This is a genomic window from Propionivibrio soli (genome assembly GCF_025770765.1).
Lineage (GTDB): Bacteria > Pseudomonadota > Gammaproteobacteria > Burkholderiales > Rhodocyclaceae > Propionivibrio > Propionivibrio soli.
The window spans coordinates 262,935-278,452 of the sequence record NZ_JANZKY010000003.1 but is presented as its reverse complement, the minus strand read 5'-3'; the positions used below and the strand labels follow the sequence as shown (position 1 = coordinate 278,452).

Genomic DNA, 15,518 nt, shown 5'->3' with positions numbered 1-15,518 from the left:
CGGGCACCAACTTGATCAACACGCCCCCGCAATCGCGCACCGTTCGAGGGCGTTTTTCCGTTGCCTCACTATCTCCCAGCCGTTTCTCACATTGGGCGCAACACCAGAAACGGCAAGGATTTCCGGACACCTTTTGCATGCATCGCATGAAGGTGGACTGGATTTTGCGATGGGCTCTTCAGTACGTAGCCTCACGGACGGACTGAACCATGAACGCACACGCTGAATCCATCACCCTCCTCGGCGACACGACGTCTGCATCGCATGCTCCACACGACAAGAGAGTTTTGTCGTCGCTGCGCAAGCCGAAGGCCAACTTGCATCGCCGCGTCTGGACGGCATCGGATGCCGACGAGCATGCGCAGAACCTCAGCGAGTGGAACCAGACCTACGATCAGCTTTCGCGCGGCAGATTCAGCGGCGTCATCACCGAGTTGTGGACGAACAAGGCACAGGTGTTTCTCGAGTCGACCAATCGCCAACTGCGCCAGTCGTGTGCTGCTTGGCCGCACTCGATTTGGTTCGGCATACCCGATCCGGCGGGCTCAACGGCGGCGATCGATTTCCATGGCGTGCCGGCCAACGGCATCGCGGTGCGTCAAGGTGGCGTCGGTTTCGAACTTCGTACACCGGATGATTTCAACATCTACGGCATCGTCGTCGACCGCGAAGAGTTCAGGCGCTATGCAGAAGAAGTCGAACAGACGGCGCCCGAAAAACTGCTCGGCAAGGCGGACGTTCTCCTCGTCGACATGGCGGCCAAACGGCGCCTCTGTCAGCGCATCGATGCATTGCTCGACGAGGCAGCCTTCCCGGCCCCCGTCGTAGCGTCGAATGGCTGTGGCCGCGACCACGAGCCGCACCAGGCGATACAAGACCGTATTCTGGGCGCGATCGTCAGCCTGTTGATGACACAGGACGGACAGGAACCTCCCGAACGCCGGGCGCAGACGCGGCTGCATCGCTGGCAGACCGTGCGCCGCATCAGGGAGTACATCCTTGACGAAGCGTCATTCGACGTGACGGTTCCCGAACTCTGTCGACGCTTCCATATGAGCCGGCGAACTCTGCAGTACTGCTTCGAGGAAGTCACCGGCCTCTCGCCGACCAACTTCCTGCGCAGCATCCGGCTCAATGCGGCGCGCCGCGAGTTGCGCCGGCGGCAGGCCAGAGAGCGATCTGTTTCGGAAATCGCGCTCGATTGGGGATTCAGCCACCTCAGCCAGTTCGCCCAAGATTACCGGCATCTCTTCGCGGAATTGCCCTCGGAAACTTTGCGCTCCGCCTGAACCTCATTGCCCATTGCCACAAGCGTACGGTCTTCTTGGGGCAACGTTTGTGGCACGCTCGGAAAGCGGATAAGTTCGTCGCCGTCACCGGGCGTGCCGCCTCTTTTTGCTCGCCACGAACAAGTAACGCTTTCGCTGCCCGCGCCAGCCTGTAGACTGACTAACCCAGGTCGAAAAGTAGAAACTCCGAGTCGGCTTCGGCGGCGATGTTGAGTTGCGGTTCGCCGGCGACCTTCACCCCGTCGCCGGTTTTCAAGTCGACATCGTTGACATTCAACGCCCCACTGACGAGGTGCAGATAGGCAAGGCGCGGCCCCACCCTATTGTGCGTGAGCCGCTCGCCTCTGTTCAAAACGCTGGCGTACACGTCGGCATCCTGATGAATGGTGACTGAACCTGAGCGGCCGTCTCGCGAGGCAACGAGGCACAGTCGGCCGCGCTTGTCCTCGGTAGTAAACGCCTTCTGTTCGTACGATGGTTCCAAGCCGCGCTCTTCCGGATGCAGCCATATTTGCAGAAAGTGCACGGTCTCCGTCGGCGACGGGTTGAACTCGCTGTGCTGAACGCCGGTGCCGGCGCTCATGCGCTGTACGTCGCCCGGGCGAATGACCGTACCGTTGCCCAGGCTATCCTTGTGCTGCAATTCGCCCGAAAGCACGTAGCTGATGATTTCCATGTCACGATGGCCATGCGTGGCGAATCCCTGCCCCGCCTTGACCCGATCCTCGTTGATCACCCGCAGCGATCCCCAACCATTCTCGTTGGCATCGTAGTAATCGGCGAAGGAAAACGTGTGGAAGCTGTCGAGCCAGCCATGGTCGGCATGCCCGCGATCGGTACCTCGGCGAACGGTAATCATGAGAATCCTTTCTCGCTTGTCGCGCTGTCGTCCAAAAAGACATCGGCTTCGACTTCGAGAAAGTCATTTAGTGCGTCCTGACAAAATGAAATTGCCCCCTTCACCGACAAGGATATCGGCCGTTTGCGATGCGCTCCATGCGGTCTGGCGCACGTCGTCTTCGCATGGCAGTCACCTTGCGTGGCGGCGCGATGAACAGCTCTCCGTTCGTCGCGCCGCATACACAGATGGGCCGCCCTGTGCTTCAGCGCCGGGCGTCTGCCTCCTCGGCCAGGCGAATGCTATGCCGGCTATAAGTGAAGTACACAATCATTCCCAACGCATACCAGAGCGCGAAGAAGGCAAGCGTGTTAACCGGAAGCTGCAAGATCAGGAATCCGCAGAAGAAGACGCCCAGCGGAGCAACGACGTGAACACACGGGCAGCGGAACGGGCGTTCAACATGAGGCTCCCGCTTTCTCAGCACCAGCACGCCGATCGACACGATACAGAACGCGAACAGCGTTCCCATGTTGCAGAGTTCGGCGATGACGTTGATGGGCAACAGCCCCGAGAGAACACTCACGATGATGCCGGTAAGAATGGTGATCTTGTCCGGGGTACCGTACTCCGGGTGGATCTTCAGCAAAGCCTTAGGAATCATGCCGTCCCGGCTCATGGCGAGCGCCACGCGCGTCTGGCCGAACATCATCACGAGGAGTACCGTCGTGATGCCGCAAATTGCGCCGACGGCCACCAGAGCGCTGCCGAAATTCAGGCCGATCGAACGCAGCGCGAAGGCAACCGGCTCGCTGTTGTTCAGCAAGGAGTAAGGGACGACGCCGGTGAGGACGGCAGCAACCGCAATGTACAGCAAGGTACAGATCACCAAGGAGCCGACGATCCCGATCGGGATGTCGCGGTTCGGATTCTTGCACTCTTCGGCCGCCGTCGATACGGCGTCGAAACCGATATAGGCGAAGAAGACGATCGCCGCGCCGGTCGCCACACCCGAGAAGCCGAACGGAAGGAAAGGCTGCCAGTTCGCGGGAGAAACATGAGGGCCGGCGAGAAGCAGGAAAAGGCCGACGCAACCCAGTTTAATGAACACCAGGATGCGGTTGAACTTAGCGCTTTCCTTGGAGCCGATCACGAGCAGATACGTGAGAAAGACGACGATCAGCACTGCCGGCAGATTGATCAGTCCGCCGTCGGCCGGCACGGCCGTCCACGCATGCGGCAAATCGACTCCCATCGTCTTCAACAACCCGACCGCGTAGCCTGACCAGCCCGCCGCCACGGCCGCGGCGCCCACAGTGTACTCGCAGATCAGCGCCCAACCGACGGCGAATGCCCCGATACGACCGATCGAGGCATAGGCAAAAGTGTAGGCGCTACCTGCCGCGGGTATCATCGCGGCCAGTTCCGCGTAGGCCATCGCGGCAAAAGCGCACGCAAGACCGGAAAGAATGAATGAAAGCGTAACGCCAGGTCCCGCGTATCGGGCAGCCGCCACACCGGTGAGTACGAAAATGCCCGTACCGATGATGCAGCCGATGCCGAGCAACACGAGATCAAGCGAGCCCAGGGTCTTTCGCAGCGCATGCCGCTCCGTGCCCTTGAGCAATGCTTCAATGCTTTTTCTGTGAAACAAATCCATGGTCGATCCCCTTCCTGTAGTTGTGACAGCTGCTGAAAGCCGGCCCATGGTATGTATTTGGCATACACACAAGGTACAGGCTGTTGTTCTCGAACTGGAGAAAACGGAACGGCGCGGGATCGCGGAATCGCTAATCAGCGATTCGCGTTCGAAGCGTCATCGAAGAGTTTTGGTCACCGGTACGCGCGTTGCTCAGCGCTTCGCATCGAGGTGACCAGGGAGGTATCAGATGGGAACGGATTCGCTCCTGCGCGAACAGCGCGGGCGTTTCGGGACGGGACGAAAAAATGACGGGCGACGCGAAGCCGGGCGCCTTCCGTCACATTTTTTCCATTGAGATCGCTGCAAACGCTTTCCGATCCGGCGCATACCATCCCGAATCCGGGAGACGCATACCGGCAAAGCCAAGGCCGTCCACGTAGTCATGCGTTGCACTCCTTCGGCATACCGATCGTGATTCCATAGACCGGTTGTTGGAGGGTAAAGCGACGCACGCAGTCTTATTCAAATCGACTGTCGAATACACATCTATTAAATAATTTCACTTTTCATCAATTTCTCTAATACTGATGAAAACGTACCGCAGGCGTTTCGTAAGATCAATGCTTTTGGCATACAAGGGCAAGACGATGTTGAGAGGCGGGACCGTGCTGCCCGCACTCGTCGCCCGAAATTGTGTCGCGTACGGTTCGCTGTGCGACAGCTCAAACGTGATCAACGCAAACGCAACCGAACCTCTGGAGGGCTATCCGAGGGATGCGCTGCTTATCGATGCGCGCCTCGCAAATGATTGCGACCCAATGGTGTTGAAGCAATTTCTCGAACGAATCGTCAGCGGTTCGAAGTAACCCGTGGCTGACCCGCCGTGCGCCAAGTATTCCTCAGCCGCGGACCAATTCGCTTGCATTGACACTGAGACACTGTGCGCGCAATTCCACCGCCGCAATGCAACGTCGGATGCGGCGAAAGAACTGATGGGAAGGTAAGGTTCGGCGAGAACTGAAAACAGCGGCATACCACGCCGGCTGCGATTTACCCCCGGCCGAAGCAAAGAAAGCGGCCTTTCGCCAGCAAGCCCCGTGGAGCGGGTTTTCTGCTGGGTTAAGCGTTTGAAACTGCGGCCAAGAGCGCGCCGAATAAGCGAACAACGGGCTCTCCGGCGCGCGTGTTGACGCGACCTCAGCGCGCGGCAATTACTCCGCAGGCGAGTCGCTTGCCCGAATTGCCCGCCGGCTGCGACCGGTAGTCGTCAGGGTCGGCATGCACTACGATGCTCCGACCGAGGACGCCGGCGGGCCCGGACAAACTGACGCCGACAAGCTCAATGGAGTAGCTGGCTTCGCCATTGGCGTTGGCGACGAGATTTGGCATATCGCCGGCATGGTGCTCCATCGCCTCATGATGCCCGTGCGCCTTGTTCATGGGATTAAAGTGTCCTTTAGCGCTCATCGCGTCCGGTGCCGAGCAGTCTCCCGATTCATGGACGTGGAATCCATGCTCACCTGGCGTCAGGCCGGCCACATTGGCCCAGATTTTCAAACCGCGCGGTGTCTCCGCGAAGCGTACTTCGCCCGTGACATTGCTGCCCGAGCGCGGTGCCAAGGCGGCGGTCGCATCCGGCCGCTCGGACAGACTGGCGCAACCCGTCGTCAAGATCAGGGCGCCAGCGGCGCCGGCAAAAAGGATATTCCGTAGTTCCATGAACGCCTCCGGTGATGAAATCAGGACGGGGCACGATGCCCCTTGTCGCCGTTTGCCGGCGCTCTGGAGACCGCCGGAAACCCGATTCGTTCAATGCCGATTGCGTTGCCGTCTTACCCGCTCGCCGCGCACAACGCTTACGACGGCACCTGCCAGCACAGCCAACAAGAGGCGAAATTTCACTCCGGACAAAGCCCGCGCATCATCTGCCCTCGCCGGGGCTCGGCCATCATGTTTGCAACGGTGTCGCGCCAGACCTTGTAGTGCGCCGTCTCCTTGTGTGCTGCCGCGTCCTCGGCCGTGGCGTAAGCCTCGTAGAGGATGAAGTGAGCCGGGTCCTCGGGTGACTGCAGCAGATCGAATCGACGGTTACCGTTCTCGCGTACCGACGCTTCGTGATTCGCTCGCGACGCGGCGATGAAGGCCTCGACATCACCGGATTTGACATGAACATGAACGAGCGTGACGTGCATTCCGATCTCCTCTCAATTCCTGTCTAGCGTTGCATTCCAAATGGGCGCGGCGCTTACGCTGGCATTGGCGGCCAACGAGCGCCGGCACCGGTGACGAGATGGCTTCGATCGCCCATTGCCTCTTCCGTTCAGACCTTCACCGACTCCAGAATCTCCAGCCGCACGTCGGCGATGTCGCGTGCGCCACCGTGGTGACCACCCGCGCAGTGCCCGAGCCGCGCGCACCGCGTGTTGCGCGGGCAGATGATGCGCGCCGCGTTGGCGAGCGACTCATCCACCCAGGCGATGTTCAACACGTTGGCGACCGCGCGGATCGCTTCCGCCTCGGCCTTGGGCACTTTCGCCGAACCGCCGCGTCGCCGGCATTCTTCGGCGATGCGGTCGACGACCGCCACGGCGTCGACACCGTTTGCTTCGAGCGCCGGTGCCAGGTCGACACCCACCGAGAGTACGTGCGGATTACCCGCCATGTCCTTGGTACGTAGCGAGTGGCAGCAGTAGAGCAACCAGCGATCATCGTTGCGCAGCACCGAAAGCTGCGAACCCGCCTCTGCCTTACTGTCGCTGATGAGACGAAAGACAGCCCAGTTCGGGCATGGGTCAGATACCTGCGTCATGTTTCCCCATGGAAGCGGGATGCCGTTGCCGCGATAGACAGCGCGTAGGAAGCCGGGCGGATAGGCGTCGAAGAAATGCCAATAGGGATATGGCGAAACCTTCGTCATCCGGCGCATGATGACGGCCGGCGTGAGTTCAAGTTTGCGCCCCACCTCGATCCGATAACGCTCGCGCGTGAGCAGGCGACGAAACGGAAGCTTCGGACACAGCAACGCCCCAGCGAAGAAGCTGCACTCGAAGTCGCGCCAGGCGTGCAGCACATCCCTCGGGTCCATTCCGAGGACTGTGCCCTCGCCCTCGGGGCAGCCGCCGGTCTCGCCGCCTGTCGCGTGCGCGGACTTCAACCCGTCGCCGCCGTGCAGCACTTTGTGCGCAATGTGCGCGGCGAGGTCGAACTTCAGGCGCGCCGGGTCCGCCTGCAGTGCCTTGTTGAGAAAAACCGTGCCAGGCGCTTCGTAGAACGAACGCACCATGCTGCGCAGTTCGCGCCCCTGGTTGCGTACAAGCACCGGTTTTCGCTCAAACCAGCGCAACTCGAGTCCATGCGCCTTGCTCATGGCGATGACATCCTCCACCGTGAGCGGAAAGGCGCGCTTGCCGACCTCCTCGGCGGCCCGTTCGAGGTCGGGGAACTCGTTGCGCGTGCTCTCCTGATACGAGCGGATCAGGAGATGCGCGAACTGCCGGCCCGACGTACCCGTCTGCGACAGCAGTTCGGGAATCGCCGATTGCAGCAGCTCCTTTGAAAAAAGAAACGCCGGCTCGAGCGGAATGCGAGCCGCGCCACCGCTGGACGGCTCGGTCTTCACGGGAGCGATTGCGGCGTTCTGGTCGAAAAACCAGGCCGGATTGCGCTGAAAGACCTTCGCGAGCAACTGCAGCACTTGCTCCGCCGGAACGCGCCGGCCGCTCTCGATCATGCTCAGGTACGACACCGAAGGCGCCGCCGGCGCATCGATCTGAATGCACCGTTGCGAAAGCTCTTCGAGCGTCATCCGGTTCTGCTTGCGCAACGCTCGCAGCTTCGCGCCGAGAAAATGACTGTTTCTGCCGAGGCTCGCCATGGGGTCCTCCTGTGAAAGACAGGCTGTGAAAAACCGCGGTGCACGAACTGTCAACTTAACATTGTGAAATTTCTATTTGTGAAATTCGCAACGTTGTCGACCTAGCATAGCTCCGCGATCCCTCCCGATCAAACCCCTGTTGAAAGGAATCCCCGACATGACGACGCCACAGATTTCCCCCAGTGCCGCTGCTGATGCCCTGCGTGCTCAATGGTCGACCGACCCGCGTTGGCACGGCGTCAAACGCGGTTATGCTGCGGAAGACGTCATCCGCCTGCGCGGCACGGTGCATGTGGAACACACGCTGGCGCGCCTTGGCGCCAAGAAGCTCTGGAAGCGCATGCAGGAACTACCCTTCGTCAACGCGCTCGGCGCGCTGACCGGCAACCAGGCGATGCAGCAGGTGAAAGCCGGCCTGCAGGCGATCTACCTCTCCGGATGGCAGGTGGCGGCCGATGCCAACGACAGCCTGACGATGTACCCAGACCAATCGCTCTACGCCGTCTCTAGCGTCCCGACCGTCGTGCGGCGCATCAACAACGCGCTGCAGCGGGCCGATCAGATCCAGCACATGGAGGCGATGCAGAACGGAAAATCACCCGAGGTCGACTATTTGGCACCCATCGTCGCCGATGCCGAAGCCGGGTTCGGCGGCATCCTCAACGCCTACGAATTGATGCGCGCGATGATCGAAGCCGGTGCGTCGGGTGTACATTTCGAGGACCAGCTGGCGTCGGCAAAGAAATGCGGCCACATGGGCGGCAAGGTACTCGTGCCGACGCAGGAAGCGGTGCAAAAACTGGTCGCCGCCCGGCTCGCCGCCGACGTGCTCGGCGTGCCGACCGTCCTTCTCGCGCGTACCGACGCCGAGGCCGCGACGCTGGTGACGTCGGACGTAGACGAGAACGACAAGCCCTTCCTCACCGGAGAACGTACCGTCGAAGGCTTCTACCGCGTGCGCAACGGCCTCGAGCAAGCCCTGTCGCGCGGGCTCGCGTACGCGCCATACGCCGACCTCGTGTGGTGCGAGACAGGCAATCCCGACCTCGAATTCGCACGTAAGTTTGCCGAAGGCATCCGCCGCGAGCATCCCGACAAACTGCTCGCTTACAACTGCTCGCCGTCGTTCAACTGGAAGCGCAACCTGGACGACGTAACGATCGCCAAGTTCCAGCGGGAACTCGGCGCCATGGGCTACAAGTTCCAGTTCATCACGCTGGCGGGGTTCCATGCGCTCAACTACTCGATGTTCGACCTCGCCTACGGCTACGCACGCAAGAACATGACCGCGTTCGTCGAGTTGCAGGAACGCGAGTTCGCCGCCGCGGCCAATGGTTTCACCGCCGTGAAGCACCAGCGCGAGGTAGGTACCGGCTACTTCGACGAGATCACGCAGGTCGTCCAAGCCGGTCAGTCGTCGCTGACGGCCCTGCACGGATCGACGGAAAACGAGCAGTTCTTCGCCACGGCGCAGGCAGCGCACGGCTAGGTATCGCAACGAAACAGATCACCGGGGCGTCCCGACGACGCCCCACCCAGACAGGAGAATCACCATGCACATGTACAGCGAACGCAGAAGCGGAACCGATCGACGCCAGACAAGGTCTTTTGCAGCATTCGCCCACGGATCGGAACGGCGATGGGAAGGCGCGTCACCGCGCGCCACAACGAACGCGCCGAACACACCGGACGATCCCTTCGATCCACGCGACCCCTATTGGGAGCCCGTCAAGGGGCAGGATGACGACTGAACGGCCGTCTCGACATTTCGCTCGCCGGCCTCCGAGTTTCCCGCTCGGAGGCTCTTCTGTTTTTTCGTTGCGCCAATCGCGCTAATCGCGCCAACATTCCGCCAAAGGAACCTCGCATGAATCGAACCGCGCCTCTCGCCCTTCCCACCGGCGTCAAAATCGACGCACCGATCAAGCCCGGGTATGAAGCTATCCTTTCCCCCGACGCGCTGGCGTTCGTCGCCGCTCTTCACCGGGCGTTCAATGGGCGCCGCCGCGAACTGCTGCAGGCGCGCGCCGATCGCCAAGCCCGCATCGACGCCGGCGAGATGCCCGACTTCCTTCCGGAAACTCAGGCGCTCCGGGCCTCCGACTGGACCATCTCGACGTTGCCTCCGGCGCTGGCGCGACGACACACCGAGATCACCGGACCGGTCGAGGCCAAGATGGTCATCAATGCCTTCAACTCCGGGGCCGATTCGTACATGGCCGACTTCGAGGATTCGAACAGTCCGCGTTGGGACAACCTGGTGCAGGGGCAAATCAACCTCTATCGCGCCATCCGCCGCGAACTGACGTTCACCAACGAAGAGGGCAAGGAATACCGCCTCAACGACCGGATCGCCTGTTTGCAGATTCGCCCACGCGGCTGGCATCTCGACGAGAAACACGTCACCGTCGACGGCGAGCGCGTTTCCGGCGGCCTGTTCGACTTCGCCCTCGTGTTCTTCCACAACGCCAAGGAGCAGGTCGCGCGTGGCGCCGGGCCGTTCTACTACCTCCCGAAACTCGAATCGCATCGTGAGGCACGCCTGTGGAACGACGTGTTCGTCATGGCGCAGGAATACGTCGGCCTGCCCCGGGGAACGATCAAGGCCACCGTCCTGATCGAGACGATCCTCGCCACCTTCGAAATGGATGAAATCCTCTACGAACTGCGCGAACATTCGGCCGGCCTCAACGCGGGACGCTGGGACTACATCTTCAGTTGCATCAAGAAGTTCAAGAAGAACCACGAGTTCTGTCTCGCCAACCGTAGCGCGATCACCATGGAAGTGCCGTTCATGAGGAGCTACGCCCTGGCGTTGGTCAAGACCTGCCACCGCCGCGGCGCTCCCGCGATCGGCGGCATGAGCGCGCTGATCCCGATCAAGAACGACCCGGCGGCGAACGAAAAGGCGCTCGCCGGAATCCGGCACGACAAGGCGAGAGACGCCAACGACGGCTTCGACGGCGGCTGGATCGCCCACCCGGGTCTCGTGGCGATCGCCGCCGAAGAGTTCCGCAGGGTGCTCGGGGATCGGCCGAATCAGTGGGAGAAACAGCGGAACGAAACGTTCGCGGCGACGGACTTCCTGAACTTCAAGCCCGAGCAGCCGATCACCGAAGCCGGATTGCGCAACAACATCAACGTCGGCATCCACTACCTGGGGAGCTGGCTTGGGGGCAACGGCTGCGTACCCATCCACAATCTGATGGAAGACGCCGCCACCGCCGAGATCTCGCGCTCGCAAGTGTGGCAATGGGTCGTTTCTCCCAAGGGCGTACTCGACGATGCGCGGAAGGTGACGGCGGACATGGTGCGCACGATGATCCCGGAGGAACTTGTCAAAGTGAAGGCAACCGTCAGCGCCCAAGGCGAAGCCACCGACACCTACGAGCAGGCAGCGCGCATCTTCGAGACCATGAGCCTCGCTCCGGATTACCCGGAGTTTCTGACACTGCCGCTCTACGAAGCGATGGAGTGACAGACGCAGGCGAGCATCCCGTGTTCGTGTTGCACGATGCTCGCCGGTTGCTCGCAGGACGGCGCAGATACGCGAACTAGAGCCGATAAGCGCCGATCACCTGCTGCATTTCGTTCGCCAACCGGTCGAGCTCCTCGGCGGATTGCGCGCTGTTCTCGGCGGCCGCGCTGCTCTCTTCCGACATCTGCGCGATGTGCTCGACGCGCGTGGCAATATTGTTCGTCGCCGCGCCTTGTTCGCGGATCGCCGCGGTGATTTCCTCGACCATGCCTACCGCATTGCGGCTTTCCTCGCCGATCTGACGGATCGCCCGATTGGCTTCCTCGGCCCGGCTTACGCCTTCCGTAACCTTCTGCGTTACCGCCTGCATGCTGCTCACGGCCTCACCTGCGCGTTGATGCATGGTAGCGATCGTCGCGGCGATCTCGGTCGTGGACGCTGCCGTACGCTCGGCGAGCTTTCTCACCTCGTCGGCCACGACGGCGAAGCCGCGCCCCTGTTCCCCGGCACGTGCCGCTTCGATGGCCGCGTTGAGAGCGAGCAGGTTCGTCTGATCGGCAACCTCCTTGATCACCGCAACGACGTTCGAGATCTGTTGGCTGTGCTGTTCGAGGGCTCCGATCAACTGCGCCGCTTCGTTCACCGTCGTTGCGATGTCCTGGATATCGCCCACGGTCTGCCCGATGATGTCCTCGCCCGCAATGGCGAGCTGCCCTGACTTGCTCGAAATGGTGTTCGCCTCCTGCGCGCGGTCGGCAACGTGATTCACGCTCACCGTCATCTCTTCCACAGTAGCCGCCATATCCGAGGCGGCTTCGCTCTGCTGTCTCGACGCGGTGGCTACCTGATGCGACGTCGTCGCCAGCTGGTCGGCCGCCGACGCGACCGACTGAGCGCCGCCCGCGATCGACTTGAGACTGTGCTGCAACTTGTCGAGAAGGCGGTTCAGCGCCGCCGTCGCCAAGCCGATTTCGTCGAATCGACGCACGTCGACTCTGACGGTGAAGTCCAGATCGGCCTCCACACGGGTCGCCATCGCCTGTATCTCGCGCAGCGAACGGCGGATGTCGCTGAGGAGCAGGAATCCCAACGCGCCGATCGCCATCACGGCCACCAGAATGGCAACCACCGACACCATCTTGCCGCGCTGCGAGGTGGCGCTGGCGACCTCGGCCACGTCGTCGGCGGTCTTCCGGTTGAAGGCGATATGCTCATCGATCGTCTCTCGCGCTTTCGCGCTCACCGTGGCAAGCTCAACGAGGATCTGATCACGTTCCGTATCGTGTTCGTTGGCCCGCGATTTGGGAAGCAGGCGTTTGTCGAGCACATCGAAGTACGCCGAGATATCGCGTGTATCGGCGTCGAGCAAACGCTTGTCCTGCTCGTTCACTATGGTCTTCTCATACTCTCTGAGATTATCCCAGATCAGTTTGCGCCAACGCTCGATATTGCTCTCGGCCTCCTTCTTCGCGCTCGCATCGGTCGTCAAGACATGGGGGTATGCGCTGACGCGCACCATCATGAAGGCTTGGCGAGCTTCGCTGAGGTGGACGATGCCGGCCAGGCTTTCGTCGTTGATGCGGTGGATGCTTTCGGTCTCCTTCTGCGAGACATCGAGACCGACAAGACCTACCCCGAGCAGGGCGAGTATGGAGGCGCCGATGATCAGCATGATCCGGTGCGCGATGGACAGGTTTTTCATTTTTCCCCCGAGATTGTTGTACGCCGTCGGGACGAGCGGTGGCCGGCACGGTAAACCGTTCCGCACTGGCTTGTTGTTTTCGTACATGTAGCGGTCTGACTTCGAAGTGCTCTTCCTGGCACTTTCGGCATCGTCATTGTCAAGCCACTACTGCACGCTTGCGCCGCTCCCCCTTCGATAAGCTGATCGTATTCCGGACGAAAAAATCGATCGTTGAATAATCGGCAATGACAGTTGAACAGGTGGAAATACGGGAGACTGCGTTTGGCCCGATTGGCCGCGATACACTCCGCGCATGAAGCGTGTCTGTCCCACCATTCAAGAGTTGCTAGCCTTCGATGCCGTGGCGCGGCATGGCAGCATGAAAGACGCCGCCGCCGAACTCTGCGTTTCGCTCAGTGGCGTTAGCAAACATGTCGCATCGCTGGAACGTTTTCTCGGCCGGCAACTCGTCGCACGCAACGGCCGCGGCATCGCCCTTACCCAAACCGGCCGTGATTACTGGCGGAAGATCGGCCCCGGGCTACGAACCATCGAGGGCGCGACCGCGCAGTTCGTGCACGAGAGGAAGGGCAAGAGTGTCCTGACGCTCGCCTGCGCGCCCACGTTTCTCGCCAAATGGCTGATGCCGAGGCTGCCTGAATTCACCGGCCTGTTTCCCAACGTCTCGTTCCGATTCAAGCAACACGTCGGTCTGAACGCGCCGTTTCCAACAGACATTGACGGCGCGATCGTCCACGGCCGCCGCAACGAAACAGGGATCGAATGCGAGTACGTCACGGGGCGCGATTACGCCGCTGTCTATGCACCCCACATGAAGCGAAAAGGCGAATTGCGCGAGGCAAAGGACATCGCGTACGGCCCCTTGCTACACCTCGACGATGCGGCGCTGAGTTGGCCTGAGTGGGGCGAACTGCATGGCCTCGACGGAGCACAACTGCTCGTCGGCTTCCGTTTCGCTCAGTACTCAGCCGTCATTCAGGCGGCGCTGAATGGCCTCGGGGTCGGACTGGTGCCTCGCGTGCTCGTCGCCCGCCAATTACGGTCCGGAAACCTGCTGGCCTTCAACGATGCCGCGTACCGTGACCAGGGGTTCTTTCTCTGCTACGCGCCGGAGTGCCTCGGCAAGCCGGCCTTCGCCGCGTTCCGTTCCTGGCTGCTCGCCAAAAGAGTAGACGAGGCAGTGGCGCCGTTCGATGCGACCAGCCCGTCAACGAACGAAAGGGGCGTCTAAGGCAGTTGGCGATCGCGTAGCGCTACGATGCGATGCTGTGCGATGCAATCCGGCATCGATGGTCATCTTGATTCTCGCGCGGCGAGAATCTTCGGCACGTTCTCCTCTATCCAGTCGCCGAGCGCGCGAACCTTTTTCCCGATCTGCCGCCCCAACGGCGTCAACCGATATTCCACGTATGGTGGGACAACCGGATACGAGGTGCGCTGCACGAAACCGTCATACTCGAGCCTCTGCAGCGTCTGCGCGAGCATTTTTTCGCTGATGCCGCCAATCTTCCGCCGCAACTCGCTGAAGCGATGGGTTCCCTCCAGGAGCGCCACCAGCAAGAGCACGCCCCAACGGCTCGTAACGTTCTTCATGATGTCTCGCGACGGACACTTTTCGGAGAACACATTGCCGCGCCGTATCAAGCCCGACAAACCGCGGTCCGCAACTTCATGTTGGCCCGACCTCGCCTGTGGCGACGATTTTTCCTTTTGGGATGACTTTGCCATTGCACTTACCTTTTTGTACGTACTTACTAAAAGTAAGTTTAACAGTTATCGTGCCGGCTCCTCCCATTTTTGAAGGAAAACGCATCATGATCGTCATCACCGGCGCCACTGGCCAACTCGGTCGTCTCGTCATAGACGCCCTACTCAAGCAGCTCCCCACCGCTCAACTCGCGGCCGCAGTACGCAATCCGCAAAAGGCAACCGACCTTACCGCCCGGGGCATAGAGGTTCGGCATGCCGACTACGATCGTCCCGAGACACTGCCCCCCGCCTTTGCCGGTGCCGACAAGCTGCTTCTGATCTCGGCCAACGAAGTCGGCCGGCGCGTGCCGCAGCACCGCGCTGTCATCGACGCGGCAAAGCAAGCCAAGGTTGGTCAGTTGCTTTACACCAGCATTCTGCACGCCGATACGTCGCCGCTCCCGCTGGCGGCCGAACACAAGGAAACCGAACGTCTGATCCGCCTCTCCGGCTTGCCATCGATACTGCTCCGCAATGGGTGGTATACCGAGAATTATCTCGCCGGCATTCAATCTGTGTTGCAGCATGGCGCGCTGCTCGGCAGCGCCGGCAACGGACGCATTGCGTCGGCCGCCCGCGCCGACTATGCGGAGGCGGCGGCCGCGGCGCTTCTCCGTAATGACGAGGCGGGACATATCTATGAACTGGCTGGCGACGAGGCTTATACGCTCAGCGAACTTGCGCAGGAGATCGCGCGGCAAACGGGCAAGAGCATCGTTTATCGCGATTTGCCGGAGGCGGAGTACAAGGCAGTACTCCTCGGTGCCGGCTTGCCGGAACCCTTCGCCGCGCTCATCGCCGAATCGGACGTCGGCGCATCGAAAGGCGGTTTGTTCGACGACTCGCGCCAATTGAGTGCGCTCATCGGCCGACCGACGACGCCGCTCGCCGAGCTGGTCCGCCGGGCGCTCGCCGGCTGAGGCGAACTCAATGCAGCCGACGG

Annotated in this window: 12 protein-coding genes; 5 read left to right on the top strand and 7 right to left on the bottom strand. The window is 61.3% G+C overall.

Going from position 1 to position 15,518, the window contains the following annotated elements; genetic code table 11:
- Window positions 1–209: 209 nt before the first annotated feature.
- Entirely contained in the window at window positions 210–1,289 is a 1,080-nt protein-coding gene (locus NZ453_RS04955; protein ID WP_263769286.1) for a helix-turn-helix domain-containing protein, read from the top strand.
- A 160-nt stretch (window positions 1,290–1,449) separates the two neighbouring features.
- Here NZ453_RS04955 and NZ453_RS04950 read toward each other — a convergent pair whose 3' ends face one another.
- The 5 genes from NZ453_RS04950 to NZ453_RS04930 form a co-directional block, all read right to left on the bottom strand.
- Window positions 1,450–2,148 (bottom strand): pirin family protein, encoded by a 699-nt coding sequence (locus tag NZ453_RS04950; protein ID WP_263769285.1) that lies wholly within the window; start codon window positions 2,146–2,148, stop codon window positions 1,450–1,452.
- Window positions 2,149–2,392: 244 nt separating this feature from the next.
- Window positions 2,393–3,787: an APC family permease gene (locus NZ453_RS04945; protein ID WP_263769284.1), complete on the bottom strand. Its 1,395-nt coding sequence runs from the start codon at window positions 3,785–3,787 to the stop codon at window positions 2,393–2,395.
- A 1,179-nt stretch (window positions 3,788–4,966) separates the two neighbouring features.
- Window positions 4,967–5,488 carry a superoxide dismutase family protein gene (locus NZ453_RS04940; RefSeq protein WP_263769283.1) on the bottom strand — a complete coding sequence of 174 codons (522 nt, stop codon included), beginning with the start codon at window positions 5,486–5,488 and terminating at the stop codon, window positions 4,967–4,969.
- A gap of 179 nt (window positions 5,489–5,667) precedes the next feature.
- Window positions 5,668–5,961, bottom strand: a complete 294-nt coding sequence (locus tag NZ453_RS04935; protein WP_263769282.1) for an antibiotic biosynthesis monooxygenase — start codon at window positions 5,959–5,961, stop codon at window positions 5,668–5,670.
- A 128-nt stretch (window positions 5,962–6,089) separates the two neighbouring features.
- A complete protein-coding gene (locus NZ453_RS04930) occupies window positions 6,090–7,643 on the bottom strand; it encodes a DUF3612 domain-containing protein (RefSeq protein WP_263769281.1) in 1,554 nt (517 codons plus the stop codon).
- Between the two features lie 157 nt (window positions 7,644–7,800).
- Here NZ453_RS04930 and aceA point away from each other — a divergent pair, with 157 nt between their 5' ends.
- Both aceA and aceB read left to right on the top strand, forming a co-directional pair.
- Complete coding sequence (aceA, locus tag NZ453_RS04925; RefSeq protein WP_263769279.1) at window positions 7,801–9,132, top strand: isocitrate lyase; 1,332 nt, start codon at window positions 7,801–7,803, stop codon at window positions 9,130–9,132.
- A 378-nt stretch (window positions 9,133–9,510) separates the two neighbouring features.
- Complete coding sequence (gene aceB, locus NZ453_RS04920) at window positions 9,511–11,121, top strand: malate synthase A (RefSeq protein WP_263769277.1); 1,611 nt, start codon at window positions 9,511–9,513, stop codon at window positions 11,119–11,121.
- A gap of 76 nt (window positions 11,122–11,197) precedes the next feature.
- Here aceB and NZ453_RS04915 read toward each other — a convergent pair whose 3' ends face one another.
- Entirely contained in the window at window positions 11,198–12,823 is a 1,626-nt protein-coding gene (locus NZ453_RS04915; RefSeq protein WP_263769276.1) for a methyl-accepting chemotaxis protein, read from the bottom strand.
- A gap of 295 nt (window positions 12,824–13,118) precedes the next feature.
- Between NZ453_RS04915 and NZ453_RS04910 the strand changes: the two genes are divergently transcribed.
- Complete coding sequence (locus NZ453_RS04910; protein WP_263769275.1) at window positions 13,119–14,057, top strand: LysR substrate-binding domain-containing protein; 939 nt, start codon at window positions 13,119–13,121, stop codon at window positions 14,055–14,057.
- 62 nt (window positions 14,058–14,119) lie between these two features.
- On the opposite strand, the gene NZ453_RS04905 is transcribed toward NZ453_RS04910, so the two are convergent.
- On the bottom strand, window positions 14,120–14,419 hold the full coding sequence (locus tag NZ453_RS04905) for a winged helix-turn-helix transcriptional regulator (RefSeq protein ID WP_263769274.1): 300 nt from the start codon (window positions 14,417–14,419) through the stop codon (window positions 14,120–14,122).
- A 221-nt stretch (window positions 14,420–14,640) separates the two neighbouring features.
- Here NZ453_RS04905 and NZ453_RS04900 point away from each other — a divergent pair, with 221 nt between their 5' ends.
- Window positions 14,641–15,495, top strand: coding sequence for an SDR family oxidoreductase (locus NZ453_RS04900; protein WP_263769273.1), 855 nt, complete (start codon window positions 14,641–14,643; stop codon window positions 15,493–15,495).
- The last annotated feature ends 23 nt before the right edge of the window (window positions 15,496–15,518 follow it).